The 17298-nt window shown below is 47.5% G+C and carries 12 protein-coding genes and 1 pseudogene; 10 read left to right on the plus strand and 3 right to left on the minus strand.

Annotation, left to right across the window (positions count from 1 at the left end; translation table 11 throughout):
* Positions 1-9: 9 nt before the first annotated feature.
* Both SHD_RS09165 and SHD_RS09170 read right to left on the minus strand, forming a co-directional pair.
* Positions 10-1458 (minus strand): diguanylate cyclase, encoded by a 1449-nt coding sequence (locus SHD_RS09165; RefSeq protein WP_039978001.1) that lies wholly within the window; start codon positions 1456-1458, stop codon positions 10-12.
* A gap of 187 nt (positions 1459-1645) precedes the next feature.
* Complete coding sequence (locus SHD_RS09170; protein WP_023266847.1) at positions 1646-6199, minus strand: ATP-binding protein; 4554 nt, start codon at positions 6197-6199, stop codon at positions 1646-1648.
* Positions 6200-6321: 122 nt separating this feature from the next.
* On the opposite strand from SHD_RS09170, the gene SHD_RS09175 reads away from it, so the two are divergent.
* Positions 6322-7233: a LysR family transcriptional regulator gene (locus SHD_RS09175; RefSeq protein WP_023266848.1), complete on the plus strand. Its 912-nt coding sequence runs from the start codon at positions 6322-6324 to the stop codon at positions 7231-7233.
* A 277-nt stretch (positions 7234-7510) separates the two neighbouring features.
* Here SHD_RS09175 and blaOXA read toward each other — a convergent pair whose 3' ends face one another.
* A complete protein-coding gene (gene blaOXA / locus SHD_RS09180; RefSeq protein WP_023266849.1) occupies positions 7511-8308 on the minus strand; it encodes an OXA-48 family class D beta-lactamase in 798 nt (265 codons plus the stop codon).
* Positions 8309-8678: 370 nt separating this feature from the next.
* Here blaOXA and SHD_RS09185 point away from each other — a divergent pair, with 370 nt between their 5' ends.
* The 9 genes and pseudogenes from SHD_RS09185 to SHD_RS21600 form a co-directional block, all read left to right on the plus strand.
* The gene (locus tag SHD_RS09185; RefSeq protein ID WP_023266850.1) at positions 8679-9836 is read left to right on the plus strand and encodes a periplasmic peptidase c15 superfamily; all 1158 of its coding nucleotides are present in this window, start codon (positions 8679-8681) and stop codon (positions 9834-9836) included.
* Positions 9837-10002: 166 nt separating this feature from the next.
* Positions 10003-10614, plus strand: a complete 612-nt coding sequence (locus SHD_RS09190) for a SprT family zinc-dependent metalloprotease (protein ID WP_023266851.1) — start codon at positions 10003-10005, stop codon at positions 10612-10614.
* A gap of 126 nt (positions 10615-10740) precedes the next feature.
* A complete protein-coding gene (gene endA / locus SHD_RS09195; protein ID WP_084294864.1) occupies positions 10741-11517 on the plus strand; it encodes an endonuclease EndA in 777 nt (258 codons plus the stop codon).
* 8 nt (positions 11518-11525) lie between these two features.
* Complete coding sequence (gene rsmE / locus SHD_RS09200; protein WP_023266853.1) at positions 11526-12257, plus strand: 16S rRNA (uracil(1498)-N(3))-methyltransferase; 732 nt, start codon at positions 11526-11528, stop codon at positions 12255-12257.
* Positions 12258-12343: 86 nt separating this feature from the next.
* The gene (gene gshB / locus SHD_RS09205; RefSeq protein WP_023266854.1) at positions 12344-13291 is read left to right on the plus strand and encodes a glutathione synthase; all 948 of its coding nucleotides are present in this window, start codon (positions 12344-12346) and stop codon (positions 13289-13291) included.
* A gap of 73 nt (positions 13292-13364) precedes the next feature.
* Entirely contained in the window at positions 13365-14753 is a 1389-nt protein-coding gene (locus tag SHD_RS09210; RefSeq protein WP_023266855.1) for an alkaline phosphatase, read from the plus strand.
* A gap of 218 nt (positions 14754-14971) precedes the next feature.
* Complete coding sequence (locus tag SHD_RS09215; RefSeq protein ID WP_039978011.1) at positions 14972-16000, plus strand: methyltransferase; 1029 nt, start codon at positions 14972-14974, stop codon at positions 15998-16000.
* 621 nt (positions 16001-16621) lie between these two features.
* Entirely contained in the window at positions 16622-17143 is a 522-nt protein-coding gene (locus SHD_RS09220; RefSeq protein WP_023266857.1) for a restriction endonuclease, read from the plus strand.
* A 47-nt stretch (positions 17144-17190) separates the two neighbouring features.
* A pseudogene (locus SHD_RS21600) lies at positions 17191-17298 on the plus strand (transposase); the annotation flags it as partial.

Below are 17298 nucleotides of genomic sequence, written 5' to 3' on the forward strand. Positions count from 1 at the left end.
CAGCACCTGCTAGAGATGGGTCTCATCAACGCAAACCTGATTTCGCCCCAGAGCTTTAGCCTGATACAAGGCTTTATCTGCCCGTTCAAAACACGACTGCATAGGTTCATTTGCGGCTAATTTGGCAATACCAAAACTACAGGTAAGCTGCACATCACCACTAAATTGATATTCTTTGATAGCAAAGGCTATTCGCTGACACAATGATTTAACGGCATCGACAGATGTTTGGTGACAGAGGATCACAAACTCTTCCCCGCCCCAGCGTGCAACCACATCACTTTCGCGCACGCAGTGCTGTAAGACTTCTGATAATTCCTTTAAAATACTATCGCCAATCGAATGCCCTAAAGTGTCATTGATCTCTTTGAAAAAATCGATATCTATCATCACTAAGCAAATGGAACTTTCAGGGGAAAGAGTTAACCGATTGTCGTGCACAAACTGGCGGTTAAAATAATGTCGATTATAAAGTTTAGTCAGCGGATCATGGGTGGATAAAAACTCAAGCTCGGCATTACTCTGCTCTAATTGCAAACGTAAAACCTCAAGTTGCTGGTTTTTATCGGTTAAACGGCGGTTGTAACGACTGATAGTATAAGTACGGATTGCAAGTAAGAAGATCACCAACAAGGTTGCAGCAATCACTTGATAAATAAGTAAATAATTCGTCTCATCTATGATCGCAATATTATTCCATTTTTGATAAATCCTAATCCGCTCAAGCTCGTCAACATTATCTAGGACTTGATTAATAATCGGCAGCAGCCCCTCATGACCTAAGCCCACCCCCGCACGCAGTTCATCTTCTGGCCCGCCCCATCCCGCAATTTTAAGATGGTTAAATCCCGTTTGCTGAATATAGGCGTTTACCGAAAACATTGACCCAACAAAAAGATCGACTCTTTTATCTAAAACGGCTTCAAGTCCTGCAGGCTCACTCGCAACCGTTATGGTGCGGACGCTGGGGTAGTAATGCTGAATATATTCTGCCAAACGATACCCCTTAGGCACAGCGAGTGTGCGCGAGCCTATATTTTCAAATCCTTGTAAAAAGGGTTGATCCTTAAGGGAAACGAGTACATTGGGAGAGCGAAAATATACATGACTAAAATGCAGGAACTGCTCCCGGGAAACCGTTTTATTCAGTAATGGAGTTAAATCACAACGCCCTGATTGCAAAAAACTTAGGGTTTCGGTCCATGAGGAGGTAGGAACCAAACTGAATTTTAGTGATGAATGTGATTCAAGATAACGAATATAGTCCGATGAAATCCCAACATGCTTCCCTTCACGGATGGCTTCATAGGGTAGCCAATTGGGATCGACGCAATAGCGAACTAATTGAGTACTATTAAGTGAATCATCGGCTTTTAAATTACTTGCAGCCAAACGATTTGCACTCACAGATAAAGGTGAGCATATACAGAGGAAAATAATCCAGAATCTGTAACCCATGTAACGTCTCAAAGACCCGCAGTCATTTGCCTAGTTAAGGTAAAAAAATTGTATACGTGATATTAAGATAATACCAATACACCAAACTTATGCGTGTAAATAATCCAAGACTCGAACTTTGGCTCTAGGGCGCAAAAAAATACCCGCCAATTGGCGGGTATTTCGTTTAAGCAGACTGCTTGACAGATTAGTCTTCTACGGGTGATACCACGAAGAGTAAGTCACCTTGCGATACTTGCTGACCATTGCTGTTCAGAATACGCTCGATACGATACTTCTTATCTTCTGGATACAGCACAGCGCCTTGACGGTTGAAGCCGGCTAAGTTCACTTGTGAGAACATCTTCATCGCTTCAGTTAACGCAAGCGTCTGATCTGCAGTCACAATATCACCTTCTTTCACGAAATCAGGTTCGCCTGGAGCAGGAGAGGTATAGAAGATACCTGCGCCTTGGGCTAAAACTTTCAGCTCGTTACTTTCACCAACACGCAGTGACTCAGTGTCTACACCCACGGTTTCGGCAGCGGCCTCCATTTCAGCGATCAGCGCTGGAATGTCTAACTCAGCCATAAAGCGTGGCAGGTAGTTAGTGTCGTATACGCCTTCTTTGAAGGTGCCATCGCTTAGGATTAGTTTCAGCAATGGAATGTTAGTCGCGATACCTTTGAGTACTACGCTATCTAAGTAAGCGTGCAGTTTCGCGATAACGTCTTCACGGTTTTCACCGCGCATAATCACCTGAGCGATTAAGCTGTCGTAGTATGGCGATACTTCTTTACCCGCTGCGGCAATCGAAATGATTTCCACATCTGGATGGTCTGGGAATACACACTCAGTGATCTTGCCAGGATTTGGGATCAGTTGGAGTACACCATGGCTGTCCAGTGCTGCTTTTTCTGCAGTCACACGCACTTCCATCGCATAACCGATTTCTTTCGGCTCGAGGTTCTCGATTGAACGTCCCGCAGCGATATCAAACTGCGCGCTCACGATATCGATACCAGAAGTCGCTTCCGTTACTGGATGCTCTACCTGCAGACGGGTGTTCATTTCCATGAAGTACACTTCGTTCGCATCTAAGTTATAGATGAACTCAACTGTACCTGCGCCCATGTAATCGGTCGCATCACCTAAAGCACGGGTGTAATCCAGCACTTGTTTCTTCAGTTCTTCTGGCAGCATAGTTGAGCCAGATTCTTCGACTACTTTCTGGTTGTTACGTTGTACTGAACAGTCACGTAAACCCAGCACCTTAGCGTTGCCGAACTTGTCACGCAGTAACTGCACTTCGATATGACGCAGTGAGGTTACATATTTCTCTAAGTACAGGTCACCGTTACCAAAGGCCGCAGCCGCTTCGGTAGAGGTTTTTTGGAATAAACCAATCATATCCTCAGGACGTTTAACGACCTGGATACCTTTACCGCCACCGCCTTGTACCGCTTTAAGCAGCACAGGGTAACCAATTTCATTGGCCACGTTCACCGCTTGCTCAGCGTTTGTCAGAATACCGTGTGAACCAGGTACTACTGGTACGTTTTGGCTTTGTGAAGTCTTGATCGCGTTCGACTTGTTACCCATAGTCGTCATTGAATGCACGCTAGGACCAACGAAGTTAACCCCATTGTTCACACACAATGCCGCAAATTGTGGGCTTTCAGACAGGAAGCCGATACCAGGGTGCAGTGCATCAACTTGCTCGTATTCGGCAACTTTCAACACTGAGTATGCGTTTAGGTAACTTTCGTCAGAGGTGTTACCCCCTAAGCACACTAACTTGTCTGAGTCCTTCAGCATATCCGCAGGTACGGCGGTCATGTCAGGATCTGACGCCACTAATACCACGTTGATATCGTTATCGTGAGCCTTACGGATCAACTTAACAGCGGTACAACCACGGGCATGAACCAATACTTTGTTAATTGGTTTCATTAACTTACGTGGGTCGTTTTGAACAATCACTTCTTCCTCAACAGGCGCTTCAACAACCAGTGTTGATAGGGCGTTGATGATCACGTCATTGATCTTCGCCGTCGGCATTGGCATCAGAGGATCGATGCTCGCCAATTGGTTATCTAAGGTCTCGCTAAATGGGTTATGGACTAAGCCCGCCATTGCACCTGGCACTTTCGACAAGTAGTTAGACAGTGTCGAAGTCGAAGGTAAGTAAGCAGGAACCACCATTTGACCCGCGAATGGCATGTTAGTACCAGACAGGTAATAGGTTTGCACTAATGGGTGAGTCACGAAACTCGCCTGTGCACCACCGGTACAGTCACCAAAACCAAACATCAGTACTGGCAATTCGTTGTCACGGATAAAACGAGTGATACGGTCGTTCACAACAGCCATTGAGAACAGTGCCGCCGCACCTTCTTTAGTCTGCATACCGCCTGAGCTGATAAAGCAAACAACAGGTAGCTTACGCTTAGCACACTCGATCAGCAGCGCAGAGAATTTCTCAGCACTCGCCATGTCGAAGGCTCCCGCTTGGAATGCGGTGTTAGACACAGCCACACCCACACGGACTTTTTGACCTTTCTCTTTAAAGTCAGCAATACCGGTGATCAGACCGCAAGGACGAATACCTTTATCTAACGCATCTTCGATTGAGAGACGGAAACCAGGGAAGTTGAGCAAGTTGGCTGACATTTTGTCGCCATTGATCTCGTCGAAATTTGTGAAGAATTGCTTAATCACATTTTCCCAGGTCATCTTGCCGGTACGTTTTTCGTCACGTAATACTTTTTGGATCAGTAAGTCCTGATAACCCATGGTCAAGCGGTTCCAGAAGTCCTTACGGCGACCAATGCGCACAGGGTTAATCGCGCCAGTGTATTTGCTGGTATCGCTTTCACTGTCGAAGTATTCAGGCAGTAAACGCTCGAAGAAGTAAGTCAAGATAACGAATAAACTGTCGTTCAGTTGTGGGAAGCCCACACTCTTCCATTGCTCTACACGCACTAATAAATCGGCACGGTTAGATTGGCTCATAAAATATTTAAGCCACTTGTAGAATTTCGCCTTGTCGTTAGCGGTATCCTGAGTCGACAACGCATGGTCAATTGACTTGTGCAGCAGGTTGTTCACTGAATTGCGCGACAAGCTCTTAGACATCATGGCTTCTTTCGCGATAGACGCTAAGCTGCCCACAACGTTGTCGTACAGTGAGTTAAAGATCAGGATGTTATGACATTGCCAAATGAAGTCTTCACGCAGTTCGTCGTTCACAACCACATCGAGCACAGTCAGTTGATTCAGTTCAGGCCACTTGGCTTGGGTCACTGACTTTGGCAGATTTTCAAGGTGCTGGATTAAGCCCTTGAAGTTGTTTGCCGCATTGCTCTTCCAGCGGTGATATAAAGACCAACCGATGTTAAATAACAGCGCCTTACGTGCTTTTTTGTAGTTCTCTTTTGGTTCACCCAAAATCAAACGCGTCAGCATGTTACGCTCGGTAGACACTTCATCGCGCTTAGCAATAAAGTTCGCCCACAGTTTGTTTAGATCTTCATCGTAAACCAGCTTATCAGGGCTTGATAACCAAGCTTGGAATACACGGTCTTGCTCTTGCTGGATACGAGCTAACAAGTCACCTTCAGGCACGCTAACACGTGACAAACGTCCGTATTGCTCCTGAGAGATTGAATGAATACGGCTACGCAGCGTTAAATAACGCAGGTAACGGTAAGCACTACCAAACAGGTTGTGATGGTTAGTTGGGCTAGTTGCCACAGCCAACTCTGCGTTTAACTCTAACGCCATCAGGTTTTTAGATGGGTTAAGGAAACGCGCTAAACTGCGGTCATAATGCTCACGTAAATCTTTAGATTCACGCACAAAGTTGATGGCAGCACGTTCAACCGCTTCGATACTGCTGATGATAGCGCGGCGTAAATTGTGCTGACGCTCGTCACGGTCACCTGGCGAGAAATCGATGATGCCATCGATACAACCCGCAGTGTAAAGCTCTTCTGGAGACACGCCCACAGACTTAGCACATTCCTGCCATGACAGGTTGTACTTACGTGCAATACTTTGCAGACCTTGTGGCTGAATGGTGTTGAAAATACCATCGCGTAGCGATAACAGAATGTTGGCCGCCGCTAATGGAATCGCGCCGCCCGAGTAACCCGCACCGATAACGATACCGACTGTTGGCACGTCAACGTTGGCACTCTCAGCGATCGCCTTAGAAATAGAATGGGCTTGGTTTTGGCTGTTGGCCACTTCGCCCGCATCGGCCCCTGGGGTGTCGATGAGGTAAACGATAGGCATAGACAATTCGGCAAAGTGACGAATTGCTTTACAGGCCGCGTAGTGATGCTCAGGCATCCAAGCGCCGTTAGCCGTGGTACGCTCTTGGGCAATAAAACCGATACGACGAGTACGTGAACCGAAATTCAGCTCGACCTCAGCGCTGTAGAAAGAGCCCAAGTGAGTTTCGGTAACCAAGCGACCTTTCAGGTCAGCAATGATACGTTTCGCACCAGGACGACCTTTATCTTGGGTCGGCTGGATCACTTTTGCGACGTAACCATCGACATCTAACGATGCCAAGTCTTTTAAATTTGCCTGAATGGCATCATCGTTTAAAAGACCTTTAATTTCTTCTGATAAGCTCTGTTTACTGTGTTTAGGAAACAGAGAAAAATCTTTTGCCAAATGCTCGGCTTGTAAAAAAAGCGGATCGGGCGTTTGGGCTTGAGTCATGTGTGTGGGCTGATTATTGCTGGTCATCAAAAGATCCTCTGCTTTAGCCTCTGAAAATTTTTAGCCAATAAATATAACTTTGTTATCCCGCCAAATGCCATTAAACTGCATAAGACGCTATGTTCCAAATATGAGACAGTGGGAAAAACATGCCAGATTTAAACGGTATGATGCTATTTGCAGCCGTAGTTAGAGCGAAGGGATTCTCCCAAGCTGCACGTGAAACAGGCCACCCAAAATCCACCATAAGTCGCAAAATCGCGCAGCTCGAAGAAGAACTTGGCGTGCGATTATTACAACGCGACACCCGCAACTTAAGCCTGACTCAAGTCGGGGCCCTCTTTTATCAACACTGTGATTCCATTCGCAATGAGGTGGAAGCGGCCAAGGCGGTTATCGAGAGTACCCATGATGATGTGTCAGGATCATTACGGATAGCTATTCCAGTCTCTTTTAGCCAAGAATTAATCGCTAACCTCTGTAGCGGATTCATGCGTTTATATCCCAATGTGGAATTGGATGTCCAGTTTACCGACAACGATATCGGTTTAGTGGGTGAAGGATATGACATAGCTATCAAATATGGACCACTGCAATCCTCTGATCTTGTTGCAAGATTACTGTTCGAGCGCCAACCGATTCTCGTGGCAAGCCCTGGCTATTTAAAAATGCGTGGCACGCCTGCAACGCCAAAAGAACTCAGTGAGCACAGTGGCATTTTACTGGGTACGTCACGCTCAGCGCCCATTTGGCCCCTAGGTAAAGGGGCGCGTAAGACCATGGTAAATTTTCAACGTAAGGTTAGGGTTAATAGCCCGATAATGGTCAAGCAGTTAGCCCTCGATGACTTTGGTATTGCCATGCTATCCAACTCCGCCTGTAAGACGGAATTGGCGAATGGTCAACTGGTGCCCATACTGCAAGAATGGCCGATTGAGCCCTTTAAGGTCTACGGGGTGTATTCCAGCCGCCGCCAATTAGCCACCAATATCAGTGCTTTTTTGGACTTTTTCGTTAAACGCTTTAGTAGCCAAGAAAGCCTGCAATCCTTGATGGGCTAAACGCTTTATCACAGCTGTATCTCTTTATTCACACCGCCATTGTGAACACCTATTTTTCTGGGATTACAAAAGCCTAGCGAATTTGCTAGGCTTTTTGCGTTTAGGAATGTGATGCTAATGCTCAGGCTGAAAGTTAACGCGGGGAGCTTAAGTCGATTGTGCCTGACCGAATGAAATATGATCCATTAGGTATAAGTGCATCGAGCATGAGCATTTTGTCCATATAACTTTACAGCTTATATGACGGCTATTTCACTCAAATATGCAATAACCACTTCTAGGGAATAATTTTTTCCTGCTTCAGCACTTCTTTAGTGATGGTTTGACGCAGTCCTAAACCATCTGAAGTTGGCATATCCATGTTAGTCGCGAAGAACCATACATTATCATCGAGTTCGACCCAACCCACCCACCAACCGATTTTCGGCTCAATTCTGACCGAATAACCGGTTTTAGCCCGAATAATATAATCGGCATTCGCCTCGGTCAGCATGGCTTGTTTAACGATACGCTGACTACGCTCCGAGACATGCAACTTATTGTGGTACAGCTTGCGCAAAAATTCGATTTGCTGGATGGCCGAAATCCGAATGCCACCATCGAGCCAAAAGCTGTCTAAATTGCCCGAAATATCCTCATTGCCGTAATCGAAGGCCTGCAGCATTTTACTCATACGCGCCTCGCCAATTTGGCGGGCAAATTCTTGATACACAGGCACAACCGAATATTTCATCGCGGTAATTAAGTCATGGTCGCGGTTCCAGGCGGCGATATCACGCGTCTGTCCATCCCATCTAAAGACTTGGTGCTCATCCTTAACCACACCTAAATCGAGTGCAATCAGGCTATTGGGAATTTTAAAGGTCGATGCGGGTAAAAATGCTTGGTTCGCCCGTTTAAGATCGTTGGTATATCCCTGCTGTTTATTCTCGTTCCAGAGTACAACCACGCCTTGGGTTTTATGTTCTGTAAAGTGAGTATTCCAACTCTGAGTTTCTTGCCACTCTTTTGCTTCCGCAGGCATTCCGATAATCGATGCCACTAACAACACAGCCGATAAGGCTAATGCACGCATAACGTCCCCTTGCTCAAGGCAATAAATCCATAAAAATAAGGCGTTAAGGTTATCACTGTCTCTGCCCGCTTTCCCTAGCAAACTGCTGACCAATTGTGGCAGAAAAAAGGCACGCGGCTAAAGCGAGAGATTGCCAATGCTCGCAGTCAACGAAACGAACTCACAACCTAAAAACGCCACTTAGATAACATCTATATACAAAACAGGAATAAGATCCTCGAATCACTTTAGGTAAACTCTTATACTCAAAGCAATCATTGTGACTTTTTGGCATAAGTTACATCCGCTCTAGGATGAAGCAAACCAGTACGCCTTAGGAACATAGCCCTTTTCCAGCAAAATAAGTGATTAAAATAAAAAGGAAACGCCAATGTTAAAGCCCAGTCTCGCTTTTATCCTCGCCAGCACAGTGGTGCAAACCGCAGCTGCCGTACAACTCCTAGGAGATGTGGAAGTTTCCCGCATTCCCACCGCTGAAAAAGCCATGGCAGAGGTGGTCAATCGCTATCAAGCCTTGGATGAAGGCTTGGCTAATCAATTATCTGCACAGAAGAATGAGCGCGATGCAACCCAACTTGCCGCGCGCCAGGGACACAGACTGTGGCAACAGGCGGTGCGTGATGTGCAGTCAGGGCACTTTGACGACAGATCCCTCTATTGGGCACGACTTGCAATGTTAAATAGCCTGAAAAACAACAGTGCTAGTTTCAAAATGGCCGATTGGCAACAGCAGATTTTAGCCAGCGCCGTCGAAAAGGCATCTCGCGGTTTTAGCGATATCCAATACGATGACGATGTGCAGATAAAAATCTTCCTAACGGGATTCGACCCTTTCTTCCTCGATAAAGACATCAGCCAGAGTAATCCTTCGGGTTTGGTTGCTCTCGCCCTCGATGGTTTTAGGTTTGATATCAACGGCAAAAAAGCCCAAATCGAAACCGCGATGATCCCGGTACGCTTCGAGGATTTTGACCAAGGCATTATCGAGTCGCTACTCAGCCCGATTTATCGCGATCCTAAAACCCAGTTTGTCTTTACCGTTAGCATGGGCCGAAGTGACTTTGATATTGAACGCTTCCCCGGCCGTAACCGTAGCGCCGCCGCACCGGATAACCAAAATCTGTATACAGGTGGGAGCAAAACCGCACCTGTCGCCCCCAAACTCAACGGTAAAGACTTTATCGGCCCTGAGTTTGTTGAATTTTCACTGCCCGTCGCCGCCATGCAGGTCAAAGACGGTCAATGGAAAGTCAATGACAACCATACAGTGACGACCCTAGCGCGCGGCGAATTTAATGCCAGCTCCCTAAGCGAGCTGCAAAATGAAACCTCGGTCGAAGGTTCTGGCGGTGGTTATCTCTCTAATGAGATTTCCTACCGCGCCATTGTGTTACAGCAAAAGTTCAACAGCCCTGCCAAGGTTGGCCATATCCACACCCCGAGGGTGAAGGGCTACGACAACGCCACCGAACAAGCGATTGTCGAGCAAGTACGCATTATGGTGATGCAGGCCGCAGCGAGCCTGTAACAAGCGCAATACTGGCATTGTCGGCAAGCGTTAGTTATGATGCAAACGCTTGTCGAGCCATCTAGAATAAGGGCTTTGGACTCGTGAAATCCGAATAGATGCCTTGAAATAGCGAGAGATATTGTTTACTTGATGCTTTGCAGAATAAGAGTTAACGCCTAAGTCTATGTTTAACCCGAGATCCCTACTCAGTAACCTGCGCCGTAAAGCCATCTCACCCGCGAGTATCACACCGACTGTGGCCAATACAGCGAAAGCCAACACGCCCCAACGCCAGCCAAAGCCACTGACACCGCTGCAGCAACAAATCCTGGTACGCATCGAAGACTGTTACCAGCAGGCGGAAATCTACTTTAAGCGCACATTTGCGCGGCCGCAGACCCAATTTACCCTACGTGGACGTAGTGCTGGCACGGCGCATTTGCAGCAGAATCGACTGCGCTTTAACCCCGTATTACTCAGGGAAAACAGCGAAGCCTTTTTAGCCGAAGTGGTACCCCACGAAATCAGCCACTTACTCTGCTTTCAACTCTTTGGCAAAACCAAGCCCCATGGCCGCGAGTGGCAATCCATCATGCTCAAGCTGTTTAAAGTGAGCCCCAATACCACCCACAGTTTCGATACTCAGTCGGTTAAAGGGAAAGACTTTGAGTACCGCTGCGCCTGCGGCCCGGTTCGGTTGAGTATCCGTCGTCATAATAAAGTGCTGCGTGGCGAAACCCGTTATCTGTGTAAACGCTGCCATACCCACCTCACCTTTACCCAAGCAGCCGAATAATCCGCAATACACAAAATCCTCCGCCAAAAGTACGAGCGATTTGCATAAGGCGCGGTATTTCCCTTACCATTCAGTCATAAAAGACGAGCCACAGGCTCGCGTAGTACAGATCACTTTTTGGGATAAATATTGAACAACTCCAAGATAGCCTTAAGGTCTCGGCAAGCCTTGCTGTGCCTATTCAGTTGGCTGGCGGTTTCGGCCTCGGTCCATGCCTCTCCTTCGCACCCCAATAGTTTTAGTCAAGCCAAGGTATTGTCCCAATCCTTATATCAAGGCAGCCGTCAGGGCACGTTACCCGCGGTCAGTTTTTATTGTGGCTGTGATATCCAAATAAAGGGCAAATCCTGGAAGCCCGATCTCAACAGCTGCGGCTATCAAGTGCGTAAACAAGAGACCCGCGCCAACCGTATCGAGTGGGAGCATATAGTCCCAGCATGGGAGTTTGGTCACCAATTACAATGCTGGCAAAAGGGCGGCCGTAAAAACTGCGCCGATAACAGTAAGGAATTCAATAAAATGGAAGCGGACATGCACAATCTGGTGCCCGCAATTGGTGAAGTGAACGGCGATCGCAGCAACTTCCGTTTTAGCCAATGGAACGGTAAGGCCGACCAATATGGCCAATGCACTATGGTCATCGACTTTAAGAATCGCCAAGCCCAGCCGCCCGCCAATGCCCGAGGCAAAATAGCCCGCACTTACCTGTATATGCAGCAAACCTATGGCCTTAAAATCGCCTCGCAGCAATTAAAATTGTTCAAAGCATGGGATAAAAGCTATCCAGTTGATACTATTGAATGCAAACGCGATAACGCCATAGCGCAGATCCAAGGTAATCATAATCCCTTTGTGCAGAATGCCTGTAATGCGCCGCCACTGCGCCAACAATTAGCCGAATAAGGTCGACAATGAGAGTTCCAAGAATTTATCAACCTCAACCATTAGCCGTAAATCAACAGCTGAATTTAGATGAGGATGGCGCAGCCCATATTGGCAAAGTGCTACGCATGGGCAGTGGCGAACACATTAGCCTGTTTAATGGCGATGGTCATGATTATCTTGCCGAAATTGTCGATTCGGGTAAAAAGTCGGTCACGGTAAAAGTGCTGTCCTGCGAGGCCAATCCCTCGGAGTCGCCCCTCAACCTGCATTTAGGCCAAGTGATTTCCCGCGGCGATCGGATGGAGTTCACCATTCAAAAATCCGTTGAGCTAGGGGTGAATACTATTACGCCACTGTTTTCTGACCGCTGCGGCGTCAAGCTCACAGGTGAGCGTCTCGAAAAGAAAATTCAGCAATGGCAAAAGATTGTGATCAGCGCCTGTGAGCAATCTGGTCGTAGCCAAGTGCCTATCGTTCGTCCCGCCATGGAATTACAGGAATGGTGTAGCGAACCGACCAGCGCACTCAAACTCAACTTGCACCCAAGGGCGGCGCACGGTATCAATGGCTTAGACTTATCCCATACCCGTGTACGCCTGCTGATCGGCCCCGAAGGGGGATTATCGGCGGAAGAAATCGCCATGACGGAAACCTACCAGTTTACCGATGTGTTACTCGGCCCCCGAGTGCTGCGCACCGAAACCGCCTCACTCACGGCGATTACCGCGCTGCAACTTAGATTTGGTGACTTAGGGTAAAGGTTAACCGCTAACTAGCGAATCGATGACTGGCTAATCCATAAATGCTTTTTTGCCTGCAACGGCAATCAATAAGGAACAGATTAATGATAAAACTCGGCATAGTGATGGACCCCATCAGTGAGATCAACATTAAGAAAGACTCCAGTTTTGCCATGCTAATGGCGGCGCAAGAAAGGGGTTACCAACTGTTTTATATGGAAATGGCCGACCTCGCCATGGTCAACGGCGTTGCCATGGGCAATATGCGTCCATTAAAGGTCATCAATGATGCCAATAAATGGTTTGAACTGGGAGACGCCCAAGATACGCCGCTGAGCGAGCTTAACGTGGTGTTAATGCGTAAAGACCCGCCGTTCGATACCGAATTTATCTACGCCACTTACATGCTCGAGCGCGCTGAGGAGCAAGGCGTTCTGATTGTGAATAAGCCGCAAAGCCTACGCGATGCCAACGAGAAGCTATTCACCGCATGGTTTAGCGAATTTACGCCTGAGACCATAGTGACCCGCGATGCCAATCGCATTCGCGCGTTCCACCAAGCCAAGGGCGACATTATCCTCAAGCCATTAGACGGCATGGGCGGCACCTCGATTTTCCGCGTGAAGCAGGACGACCCTAACCTTGGGGTGATCATCGAAACCTTGACCCAATACGGCAACCAATACGCCATGGCGCAGGCCTTTATTCCTGAAATAACCAAGGGCGACAAGCGCATTCTGGTGGTGGACGGTGAGCCCGTGCCCTACGCCTTGGCCCGTATTCCGAAAAAAGGCGAAACCCGCGGTAACTTGGCCGCAGGCGGTAGCGGTGTTGCCCAGCCGTTATCTGACTCTGATTGGAAAATCGCCCGCGCCATTGGCCCAGAGCTGAAAAAACGCGGCCTAATTTTTGTGGGTCTGGATGTGATTGGCGACAAGCTGACCGAGATTAACGTCACTAGCCCAACCTGTATCCGTGAAATCCAAGCAGCATTCGATGTGGACATTACTGGCATGCTGTTCGATGCCATCGAAGCCCGTCTTGCCCAATAAGCTTGTACACCTACAAGATAATATTATTCATTGAAGGCGCCCACAGAGCGCCTACGACTTCTAGGGATCTGATATGAGTTTCACCAAAGCGCCACTGTTATTGCTTGGTATGAGTGTATGGCTCTCCACCTCTGCATTGGCAGTTGAAGCAGGAGCGAATGAGACTGGCCCAGTTAAAGCCCCCTCGCGCCCCAAAAATATTGTGATCATGATTGGCGACGGCATGGGGCCTTCCTACACCAGTGCCTATCGTTATTACAAGGACAATCCAGATACCGAAGAAGTCGAACAAACCGTCTTCGACCGTTTATTGGTTGGCATGGCGAGCACTTATCCCGCTAACGTGAGTGGTTATGTGACCGACTCTGCGGCCGCTGCGACAGCCCTCGCGACTGGAGTTAAATCCTATAACGGCGCCATCTCGGTCGATACGCAAAAACAGCCATTGCCCACCATACTCGAAAAGGCCAAAACCTTAGGCTTGAGCACGGGTGTAGCGGTCACGTCACAAATCAACCATGCCACACCAGCGGCTTTCTTATCCCATAACGAGAGCCGTAAAAATTACGATGCACTGGCATTAAGTTATCTTGAAACCAACGCCGATGTGTTTTTAGGTGGCGGACAAAAATACTTTCCCCCAGAGCTGTTAGCCCAGTTCACCGCCAAGGGCTATCAACACATTACCCGCTTTGACGATCTGGCCAGCATTACCCAACCTAAGGTCTTAGGTTTGTTTGCCGAAGTGCAACTGCCTTGGGCCATAGATGAAAAAGATGCTAAAAAACTCAGCACTTTGACTCAAAAAGCCCTCAGTTTACTGTCGCAAAATGAGCAAGGCTTTGTGCTGCTGGTCGAGGGTAGCCTTATCGACTGGGCAGGACACAACAATGATATCGCCGCCGCCATGGGTGAAATGGATGAATTTGCCAATGCGATTGAAGTCGTTGAACAATTTGTACGCCAAAACCCCGATACCTTAATGGTAATCACCGCCGACCATAATACCGGCGGGTTATCAATCGGTGCCGATGGCAACTACAACTGGAATCCCGAGATCCTGCGTAATATCTCAGCAAGTTCAGATACCTTAGCCCAAGCAGCCCTTGGCGGTGATACTTGGCAGGCCGACTTATCCCGCGGTTTAGGCTTTGAATTGACCGAAGAAGAAGTGGCTAAGTTAAATGTTGCCAGAATGCAGGGCTTAGAAACCATGGCCATTGCGATTCGCCATGTGATTGATAAACGCACCGATACGGGTTGGACGACCGGCGGCCACACAGGGACTGACGTGCAAGTCTTTGCCGCAGGCCCAGCCTCTGAGCTGTTTAACGGTCATCAAGACAACACAGATATCGCCAATAAGATTTTTAGCCTGTTACCTAAGCCTAAAAAGCCAAAAGCCCCTGCACAGGTATCAACTCCAGCTCCAGCAGCTATACCAGTGCAGCCACAGGGCTAATTTGCTGATATTAGCAAATAATCGCCCAAGCGAATATCGCGCCAGCTAACAGAGAAAAGGCAACCGTGTTTACACAGTTGCCTTTTTTATTGGCTTTCATTCCGTAATGTGCAAATACGCACTGTTTTGCAGCATCCCTTAAGTCGGCGGCTTGCAGGCTGGCTCGCAGCCGAATAAGGGGTATAATGCCCGCACTTATTTTTTACGGTAGCCATGCAGTGTTAACGAATCCATCGCAAGTTATTATCCGCAATCAGGAAACCCTGAGCCAACATAAAGTCTTAGTGCTAAACCATGAGGCAGACTCCCTGCCCAAAGCACTGCTCGATGTCGCCCAGTCCGTCGATGCCCTCGCCTTGGATTACCACCATTACCTACATTTAGCGCCACAGGCCAATGCCAAACTGCGCTGCTATTTTGGCCATCAACTGCCCCACCAGGATAAGTACGACACTGTGATTGTGTACTTTCCTAAAGCTAAGCCATTAGCGCCCTACTTGTTTAATCTAGCCGCTCAGCACTTAGTGGCCGATGGTCAACTCTTAGTCGTGGGAGAGAACAAAGGTGGGGTTAAATCCTTAGTCAAACTGCTGCCGAAATACTTTGCCACTGGCATCAAACTCGATAACGCGCGCCATTGCCTACTCTTTGGCAGCAGCCTAATCGATACCGCGCCCGAGATTAAACTCAGCGATTGGACCAGCCAGTATCAACTCGCCACCCCGCAAGGCAATATCACCATCTGCAACTTAGTCGGCGTGTTCAGTGAAAAGCATTTAGACCAAGGCACAGAGCTATTGCTATCGCATCTGCCAACGCTCTCTGGCCGAGTACTGGATTTTGGCTGCGGCGCAGGCGTCATTGCCGCTGCACTGTTAAAGGCACAACCGACATTGTCGTTAGAATGTATTGATATCAATGCCATGGCGCTGGCCTCCTGCGAACTTACGCTGGCGGCAAACGGTATGACGGCCAAGGTCTATCCCTCCGATGGACTGGCGCAAACCAGTGGAAAATTCGACGGTATTATCTCCAATCCCCCGTTCCACGATGGCCTTGCTAGTACGACCAGCATTGCCCAGAGTTTTGTGGCCGATAGCGCAAAACAATTGCAATCAAAAGGGATTTGGCAAATCGTCGCTAACCGCCACCTGCCCTATTCGGACACCATCGCCGCCGAGTTCGGCCAATTAACCGTGCCGGCAGAGAATAACAAGTACAAACTCTATTATTTCCAACAGGCCTAATCTTTCGCCCCGCTCAATGGTGAGTGGGGCATCCTTAATTTGACTCTAGGATGCACCAAGGAATAAAGACTCGTTAAGAATAGCCAGAATAACACCGCCCTATCGAATACCCCATTTTGAAATCAAAAATTCCCCAACAAACAAGTTAACGCTGCCATCTCTTAAATAGCATTTATTGCCATTGAACTTTTCATCTGACTAAAAAGCTAATGCTCCATTCCGCGCTTTGGCTCGTTAGCTCAATCGAAAATTCCCACTCCTGCTGCCATACAATTCTTATCTATTTACCTATGTTTGGCCCTGCTATAAATCGACTAACAATATAACGGTATACAGTCATATTTAAATTTAGGTATTTTTGAATGATTTGAAGACAATATCAGTGCGCATTAACCCCATTTTGCAACAAATAAAACGTTATAAAATCAAGTGACTATATTGACTCATTTTTAGTTAATAGGTTTGGAAAACGCGCATGCGCATTTTTCCAGATGGATCACTTATATGAAAAGCGGCAGAAAGCTGATAAGTTCTTTGCATACAGATAGTTAACCGTGCGCATTTTCTCTGACCCAACAAGATAAACGCGCATGAAAAAAATGTTAATTTTCAAAGGTTACCATGACAGACTGGAGGAAGTATGAGCGTTTCATAGCCGAACTTTGCTCTGAGGACTATCAATCTCAAGATGTCACGGTCATCCCAAATGCCAAAATCAAAGGTTGCTTAAGTCAAACGACTAGGCAAGTAGATGTCCTAATAGACTCTCGTTTTGGTGACGATAGAAATCGCAGGATTATTGTAGATGCCAAGAAATATAGCCGTCCCCTAAATGTTAAAGACGTTGAAAGTTTCTATGGAATGATGATGGGCTGCTCCTCAAAAGTCGGCATTTTAGTTTGTCCAAACGGATATAGTGAGGCGGCAAAAAGAAGAGCACAAGATTATATTAATTTGAAAATTGTTGCTCTCTCTGAATTAGAAAATGTCGATCTCTCGCTGTGGGATGACTGTATAAGTGATAGTTGCAATGAAAGAAAAGAGCGAGGTCTAGTACTTTGGGATTTGCCTATGGGTATAGGAGCACCATCTACTCCAGTATCAATTAGCGAAACAGGACACCCAACCTTAATAGCGCGATAGCTAACCTCCTACTATGCTTTGGTTAAGCATTGAACAAGGAGGTTTGTATGCCGCGCCCTCGCCGAACTCAGATAAGTCTTGAAGACACGCCCTATTATCATTGCTGTAGCCGCGTGGTGCGGCGGGCATTTTTATGTGGTGATGATGCCTTTTCG

The organism is Shewanella decolorationis S12, assembly GCF_000485795.1.
Taxonomy (GTDB): Bacteria; Pseudomonadota; Gammaproteobacteria; order Enterobacterales; family Shewanellaceae; genus Shewanella; species Shewanella decolorationis.